Source organism: Streptomyces sp. NPDC059456 (assembly GCF_042750055.1).
Taxonomy (GTDB): Bacteria; Actinomycetota; Actinomycetes; order Streptomycetales; family Streptomycetaceae; genus Streptomyces.
The window spans coordinates 19,685-27,034 of sequence record NZ_JBHYVA010000031.1 but is presented as its reverse complement, the minus strand read 5'-3'; the positions used below and the strand labels follow the sequence as shown (position 1 = coordinate 27,034).

Here is a 7,350-nt window from a genome sequence, read left to right as displayed (position 1 = left end):
GGGGGGGGGGGGGTTGGGGGGGGGGGGGGTGTGGGGGGGGGGGGGGTGCGCGCCCCCCCCCCGCGGCGGTGACGAAGAGGTACGAACCGAGCCCGACGGCGAGCGGGAAGACGAACTGCATCGCGGTCGCCCCGTGCAGGGCCTGGTCGGAGGGCACGACGCGGACGGCGACCGCCATCATCCCGGTGTAGTGCATGCTGCTGACGGCCGCGCCCATGACGAGGGAGGCGATGGCGACGGCGACCGGCGCCTTGATGTGGAGCGCCGCCCAGAGCGCGGCGGTGGCCGCGACGACGGCGATGGCGACCGAGAGCCCGACCATCAGCGGGTCGTACGAGACGCTGCCGTGCAGGCGCAGGGCGGCCATGCCGAGGTAGTGCATGCTGGCGACGCCGAGGCCGGTGGTGAGACCGCCGAGGACCAGGGCGCGACCGCGGGCCCGGCCGTAGCCGACGGCGAACACCCCGGCGCCGACGACGAGGACGGCGACCAGGAGGCTGAGGATGGTCAGCGGCACGTCGTAGTGGATCTCGGTGCCGGTGACGTTGAAGCCGAGCATCGCCACGAAGTGCATGGTCCAGATGCCGGTGCCGATGGCGGAGGCCGCGGTGAGGAGCCAGTTGCGTCGGGAGGACCGGGTCGTCGCGGCGAGCGCGCGGACGGTGCAGCGCAGCCCGAGGGCGGCACCGATGGATGCCATCACATATGACAGTACGGGTGTCAGCCAGCCGTAGGCCGCATGGTCGAGGTGTCCCATGGCCCCGGGACGCTAGTCCGGGTGAGGGCACGAACAAGGGGCGCATTTCGAAAGCCGCTGGAACTGCTGGAATATGACAGAGCCGCGTTCGTCTTCGACCGCGCCACACGCCACCTTGCGCGCACCGCGCACATCGCACGCATCCCGCCACGAGTGGTGTGGGGGATCATGTCCACATGAGCGAAGACCACACGCACGTGCAGGAGTTCTTCGGGGCACGCGCCGCCGGCTGGGACCGGAAGTTCCCGGCGGACGGGCCCGCGTTCACGAAGGCCGTGGCCGAATTCGGCCTGCACCCCGGGGACCGCGTCCTCGACGCGGGCTGCGGGACCGGGCGCGCGCTGCCGGCGCTGCGCGCCGCCGTCGGCCCGGCCGGCACGGTGCTCGGCGCGGACCTCACCCCGCAGATGCTGGCCGCCGCGCTGCAGGCGGGGCGGGGCGCCGAGGGCACGCTGCTGCTCGCGGACGTGGCCCGGCTGCCGCTGCGCGACGGAGTGCTCGACGCCGTGTTCGCCGCCGGGCTGATCGCGCACCTGCCCGATCCGGAGGCGAACCTGCGCGAGCTCGCCCGCGTCGTCCGCCCCGGCGGCCGGCTCGCCCTGTTTCACCCCATCGGGCGAGCGGCCCTGGCGGCCCGGCACGGCCGCGAGCTGACCCCGGACGACCTGCGGGCCGAGCACAACCTCGGCCCGCTGCTGACCGGTTCGGGCTGGGACATGACCTCGTACGCCGACGAGGACGACCGCTTCCTCGTGCTCGCGGCGCGTCGGCCCTGAGCCGTACACCCACCTCGTGAAGACGTACGCAGGCACCTCGCCCGGGGTCCGGGGAGGTGCCCCGCATCACGCCGGGGGCTGGGCCTCGGCTCCGGCCGGCCGGCGGGGATGCGGCACGGGGCATCCCCCCGAGCCGGGCACGGGAAACGTGCCGAGCTCGCCCACGTCGTAGCCGTGGGGGTAGCCCTTGATCTCCGGGTTCTGCCGGGCGTAGTGCGGGGCCTTGCGCGGCGGCAGCAGCCGGACGGCGCGGCCGCGCAGCTTCAGGGCGCCCCGGACCAGCCGCTTGACCTGCGGGCCGGGGCTCTCGTAGCGGAAGGCGGACAGCAGCGGCTCGTCGAGGAGCGAGAGGCTCAGGGCGCGCACCGCGGGGGCGAGCGGCGCCGGGTACCAGGAGGCCATCAGGCCGATGGTGGAGTCGGCGACCTTGCGGCCGCCCTCGTCCCAGCCGAAATGAGCCTCCTCGTAGGCGTTCAGGGTCTCCTCGAACTCCTCGTAGGAGCCCGGGATGTCCTTGATGCCCAGGTGTCGGCCCAGTTCCGCGTAGTAGTTCGCGCCGGCACGGCGCTCGTGGTGGGTCATCGGACGCCAGGCGTAGGCGTCCATCCAGCGCACCGGAATCACCACGAACGTGCACAGGACGTAGCGCATGTCCTCGTTGGTGATGTCGTAGGCGCGGTGCATCTGGTTGACGCGGCGGATCGCGGTGCGTGCGGTCTCGCTCTCGAAACCGTGCTCCACGACGGCGTCGAGGAGCAGCGCCGTGTCGTCGTACCGCTTCTGCGGGCGGTCCGTGAACTCGGCCGTCTCGGCCAGCAGGCGGCCGATGCTCGGGACCGCGTAGGTGCGGAAGAGGGCGAGCTCCAGGGCGCGGGTGAAGTCCCAGGGGAACTCGTAGGTGGCGGTGAGCCGGTAGATGGCGAGGAAGTCCTTGTCGGGGTCGAGACGGAGGATCTCCCTCAGCCGGTCGTAACGCTGCACCGGGTGTCCCTTTCTGTGGCGGGTGGCCAACTCTACGTGCAGGTGGCGGGCTTGGAAATCGGCGCCCGCAGGCTCTCGACGCGAGGGTTACCCGCTGGTTAGGGTGCGCCGACGAGAGAGCGACCGGGAGGCCACGTGTCCGACGAGGAAGGGGGCGGTTCGCTCTACGTGCTGACCGCCGTGCTGCTGACCCCCGCCCGGTTCCCGGGCGTCCTGGGCGACGATTTCCCCGAGGCGTGCTCGCTGCTGGGCGTGAAGCCGGCGGCGCAGGGGTACGGGCTGGTGCTCGGCCAGGACGAGGAGGGCGCGCGCTGGACGGTCGTCGTGGACGACGTCTCGCTCGTGGCCATGGCGATCGCCTCCTGGGACTGCGGCATGGAATACGACCTGTCGCCGGACGAGCGGTCGATCGTGGTGTCGCTGGCGGGCTGGCCGCTGGACCTGTCGGTGGCGGCGCCGGGGGTCCCGGAGCCGCACGACCCGGAGCAGGGCGCCGACGGCACCGGGCGGGTGCCGCTGGCACCGCCGTCCGCCGAGGCGTGGGGACCGGTGCAGCGGCGCATGGGCGCGGACCAGATCGCCCGGGAGTGGGCCGACTGGCGGGAGCAGGTCGCGGAGGACGGCGGAGCGGCGGCCGCGGCGCACCCCGGGCTCGCGCGGGCCCTCCAGGAGGTCCTGGCCTACACGCAGAGCCCGCCGCCGCCCGGCCGGGTGCGGTCCTCCTTCGCCGGCGAGGGGGCGCGGACGCTGCGGGCGGACGGTCCCGGGTGGTCGCTGGTGGCCCGGACCGGCGAAGCGGCCTTCGTACTGCTCGACGAGGAGCCGGGCGAGGTCCTCGCGGTCCCCGGCGACGGGGATCCCGATCTGGGTCTGCCGGAGCTCGCGGAGCTGCTCACCGCCCTGGACCGGATCGCCGTACGCCCGGCCTGAACCGAAGGAGACGCTGTGCTGGTGGAATCGGAGCCGGTGGCCGTGGTGGTGGGCGGCCGCACGGAGGTGGCCGACGACGACTGGGGGCGGGAGAGGTCCGTGATCCGGCTCGATGCCGCGCGGTTCGGTCCGGAGGCCCTGTACGGGCTGGCGGAGTTCTCGCACCTGGAGGTCGTCTACCACTTCGACCGGGTCCCGGTGGAGAAGATCGAGACCGGGGCACGGCACCCCCGGGGCAACCCGGACTGGCCGCTGGTCGGCATCTTCGCCCAGCGCGGCAAGAACAGGCCGAACCGCCTGGGTGTCTCCCGGTGCCGGATCCTGGCGGTGGACGGCCTGGACGTGCACGTGGAGGGCCTGGACGCGGTCGACGGCACACCCGTCCTCGACCTGAAGCCGTACATGACGGAATTCGGTCCGCGCGGCGAACCGAGCCAGCCGCAATGGGCGACGACGCTGATGCGCGACTACTACTGAAACCGGCCGCCGCCCTCGGCGCGCCACGGGCCCGCCGAGGGCATGACGGCTCCGCTCGACCGCCCCGGCGGTCAGGGCGCGGTCAGCGGCCCAGCTGCTTCCTGGACAAACCCCGCAGGCGGCGCCGCTGGGAGGAGTCCAGCAGCAGGTAGGCGGCGGCCGGAACCCCGATCAGGACCAGCAGTCCCGCCCAGAAGCCGACCGTCCAGAACAACACGAGGGCTGCCGCGACCCCGGCAACCGCGACCTTGCCGCGCTTGGACATCTGCGGACACCTCCACCTGTCGTCGTCCACTACCCCCTCAACGCCCCGCCCCGCCGGCGCGTTCCCGGTGGCACCCTCGCGGTGGTGTTTCGGAACGCCGTGTGGCCGACGCAGCGCTTGTCGCGGCCCCGGACCGGTACGACGATGGGGGCGCTCCGGGTACGCGGCCCACGGGAGGGTGCATGGACGATCCGCCGGTGGCGCTGCCGGGCGGGGCCGACCCCGCCGAGCGGACGCGCGTGCTGAGGCGGGCGCACACCGCTTTCACCCGGGACGGGCGGTTCGAGCCGGAGGTCCGGCCGGTGATCGCGAAGTCCTGGCGACGGTGCGCCCGGGCCCGGGTCAGCCCGGAGTGCACGCCCCGGGTCGAGCTGGCGGAGGCGGAGCTGCGCTCGTACCGGGCGCAGCACCCCCTGGCCCGGGTGATGCCGGTGTTCCGGGAGCTCGTCGGGGCGTTCGCGACGCACGGGGCCCATCTGCTGGCGGTGTGCGACGCCCGCGGCAGCCTGCTGTGGGTGGAGGGCGAGGCGGCCACGCTGCGGCGGGCGGAGCGGCTGGGCTTCGTACCGGGCGCCCGCTGGGCCGAGACGGCGATGGGCACGAACGCCCCCGGCACGGCCGTCGCCGTCGGGGCGCCGGTCCAGGTGTTCGGGGCCGAGCACTTCAGCCGCCGGGTCCACCCCTGGACGTGTGCGGCGGCTCCGGTGCGCGATCCCCGGACCGGACGGCTGCTCGGTGCGGTGGACATCACCGGCGGGGACGGCCTGGCCCATCCGCACTCCCTCGCCTTCGTGCAGGCGGTGGCCCGGGCCGCGGAGGGCCGGCTGGCGCTGCTGGACCCTTTCCCGCCGCCCGCCGGGGACCGTCTGACAGCCCTCGGCCAGGACGAGGCGCTGCTGGTCCGCGGGGGTGCCCGCCTGCGTCTGGGGCGGCGGCACAGCGAGATCATGGCGCTGCTCGCGCACCATCCGGCGGGGCTGTCGGGAGAGGAACTGGCGATCGCGCTGTACGAGGACGAGTCGGTGTCACCGGTGACGCTGCGCGCCGAAATGTCACGGCTGCGCGGACTGCTGGGGGACCGCGCCCCGCTCTCGCGGCCGTACCGGACGGCGGCGCCGCTGGAGGCCGATTTCACGGTCGTGACCCGGGACCTGGCGGCGGGCGCCGTTTCGGCGGCGCTGCAGCACTACGCCGGTCCGCTGCTCCCCGGCTCGACGGCGCCGGGCATCGTCCGGCTGCGGCGCCGGATCGAGGACCAGGCCCGGGCCGCGGTGATCGCCCGGGCTGACGCGGGACTGCTGAGCGACTGGGTGTGCACGCCGTGGGGCGCGGACGACGCCGCGGTGTGGCGGGCGCTGGCCGCGGCGCTGCCGCCACAGGCGCGTCCGGCCGCGCTGGCCCGCGTACGCGCCCTCGACGGCGAACTCGGCACCGGCGCCGCGCCCGTACCCCGCGCCGAACCGGCGTCCGCCCGGCGGGAGCCGGCGCGGCCGCGCCGTGCAACGTATCCGCAACCTGCCCGCTCCTAGCCTCCTCCCGAGCACCGTCCGACGGCGGGCGGCGCCCGGCAAGGGGAGGACGACCATGGCCCGTTACGCTGCGCCCGGAACCGAGGGCGCGCTGATGTCGTACGCGTCCCGCTACGGCCACTTCATCGGCGGCGAGTACGTCGAACCCGCTCTCGGCCGGTACTTCGCCAACCCCTCCCCCGTCAACGGCCAGACCTTCACCGAGGTGGCGCGCGGCACGGCCGAGGACGTGGAGCGGGCGCTGGACGCGGGGCACGCCGCGGCGCCCGCCTGGGGACGCACCCCGGTCGCCGAGCGGTCGACGATCCTGCTGCGCATCGCGGACCGGATGGAGCAGCACCTGGAGGCCCTGGCGGTCGCGGAGACCTGGGAGAACGGCAAGCCGATCCGGGAGACGCTCGCCGCGGACATGCCGCTGGCCATCGACCAGTTCCGCTACTTCGCGGGTGCGCTGCGCGCCCAGGAGGGCGCACTGAGCCAGCTCGACGACGACACCGTCGCCTACCACTTCCACGAACCGCTGGGCGTGGTCGGGCAGATCATCCCGTGGAACTTCCCGATCCTGATGGCGGTGTGGAAGCTGGCTCCGGCGCTGGCGGCCGGGAACACGGTGGTGCTGAAGCCGGCCGAGCAGACCCCGGCCTCGGTGCACTACTGGCTGAGCCTGGTGGCGGACCTGCTGCCGCCGGGCGTGGTGAACATCGTCAACGGCTTCGGCGAGGAGGCGGGCAAGCCGCTGGCGTCGAGCCCGCGCGTGGCGAAGATCGCGTTCACCGGGGAGACCTCCACCGGCCGGCTGATCATGCAGTACGCGGCGGAGCACCTGAAGCCGGTCACCCTCGAACTCGGCGGCAAGAGCCCGAACCTCTTCTTCGACGACATCTGGACCACCGACGACGACCTGCGCGACAAGGCGCTGGAGGGGTTCGCCATGTTCGCCCTGAACCAGGGCGAGGTGTGTACGAGCCCCTCACGCGCGCTGATCGAGCGCGGCCGGTACGGGGACTTCCTGGACGCGGCCGTGGCCCGCACCGAACTGATCGTGCCGGGACACCCGCTGGACACGGACACGATGATCGGCGCGCAAGCCTCGGAGGAGCAGCTGCGGAAGGTCCTGTCGTACGTGGAGATCGGCCAGAAGGAAGGCGCGAAGATCCTCACGGGCGGCCACCGGATCGACCAGGACGGGGACCTGGCGGGCGGCTTCTACGTAGAGCCGACCATCTTCGAGGGGGACAACCGGATGCGGATCTTCCAGGAGGAGATCTTCGGCCCGGTGGTCTCCGTGACCTCGTTCCAGGACTTCGACGACGCCATCCGCATCGCGAACGACACCGCGTACGGACTGGGCGCCGGCGTCTGGACGCGGGACATCAACACGGCCTACCGCGCGGGCCGCGCCATCCAGGCGGGCCGCGTCTGGACGAACTGCTACCACGCCTACCCGGCACACGCCGCCTTCGGCGGCTACAAGCAGTCGGGCATCGGCCGGGAAACCCACAAGATGATGCTGGAGCACTACCAGCAGACGAAGAACCTGCTCGTGTCCTACTCGCCGAAGAAGCTCGGGTTCTTCTAGAGCTTGCGGGACGGAGCCGCTCAGCCGCGTCTCGCGGGCCAGTCACGGACCACGTT

General features: G+C 73.4%; 8 protein-coding genes. 5 read left to right on the top strand and 3 right to left on the bottom strand.

The window, feature by feature from the left end; genetic code table 11:
• The coding region (locus ACFXA3_RS05245) for an MHYT domain-containing protein (protein ID WP_385182182.1) at window positions 1–757 on the bottom strand (757 nt) is incomplete at its 3' end.
• 176 nt (window positions 758–933) lie between these two features.
• Between ACFXA3_RS05245 and ACFXA3_RS05240 the strand changes: the two genes are divergently transcribed.
• Window positions 934–1,533, top strand: a complete 600-nt coding sequence (locus ACFXA3_RS05240; protein WP_385182179.1) for a class I SAM-dependent methyltransferase — start codon at window positions 934–936, stop codon at window positions 1,531–1,533.
• A gap of 66 nt (window positions 1,534–1,599) precedes the next feature.
• On the opposite strand, the gene ACFXA3_RS05235 is transcribed toward ACFXA3_RS05240, so the two are convergent.
• Window positions 1,600–2,514 (bottom strand): oxygenase MpaB family protein, encoded by a 915-nt coding sequence (locus ACFXA3_RS05235; protein WP_385182176.1) that lies wholly within the window; start codon window positions 2,512–2,514, stop codon window positions 1,600–1,602.
• Between the two features lie 135 nt (window positions 2,515–2,649).
• On the opposite strand from ACFXA3_RS05235, the gene ACFXA3_RS05230 reads away from it, so the two are divergent.
• The gene (locus ACFXA3_RS05230; RefSeq protein WP_385182173.1) at window positions 2,650–3,444 is read left to right on the top strand and encodes a hypothetical protein; all 795 of its coding nucleotides are present in this window, start codon (window positions 2,650–2,652) and stop codon (window positions 3,442–3,444) included.
• Between the two features lie 21 nt (window positions 3,445–3,465).
• On the top strand, window positions 3,466–3,921 hold the full coding sequence (locus tag ACFXA3_RS05225; protein WP_385182187.1) for an SAM-dependent methyltransferase: 456 nt from the start codon (window positions 3,466–3,468) through the stop codon (window positions 3,919–3,921).
• An 82-nt stretch (window positions 3,922–4,003) separates the two neighbouring features.
• On the opposite strand, the gene ACFXA3_RS05220 is transcribed toward ACFXA3_RS05225, so the two are convergent.
• The gene (locus ACFXA3_RS05220) at window positions 4,004–4,186 is read right to left on the bottom strand and encodes a hypothetical protein (protein ID WP_054223207.1); all 183 of its coding nucleotides are present in this window, start codon (window positions 4,184–4,186) and stop codon (window positions 4,004–4,006) included.
• A 182-nt stretch (window positions 4,187–4,368) separates the two neighbouring features.
• Between ACFXA3_RS05220 and ACFXA3_RS05215 the strand changes: the two genes are divergently transcribed.
• Together ACFXA3_RS05215 and ACFXA3_RS05210 are read left to right on the top strand one after the other, a co-directional pair.
• Window positions 4,369–5,715: a GAF domain-containing protein gene (locus ACFXA3_RS05215; RefSeq protein ID WP_385182171.1), complete on the top strand. Its 1,347-nt coding sequence runs from the start codon at window positions 4,369–4,371 to the stop codon at window positions 5,713–5,715.
• 55 nt (window positions 5,716–5,770) lie between these two features.
• Window positions 5,771–7,294 carry an aldehyde dehydrogenase family protein gene (locus ACFXA3_RS05210; protein ID WP_385182168.1) on the top strand — a complete coding sequence of 508 codons (1,524 nt, stop codon included), beginning with the start codon at window positions 5,771–5,773 and terminating at the stop codon, window positions 7,292–7,294.
• Window positions 7,295–7,350: the final 56 nt, after the last annotated feature.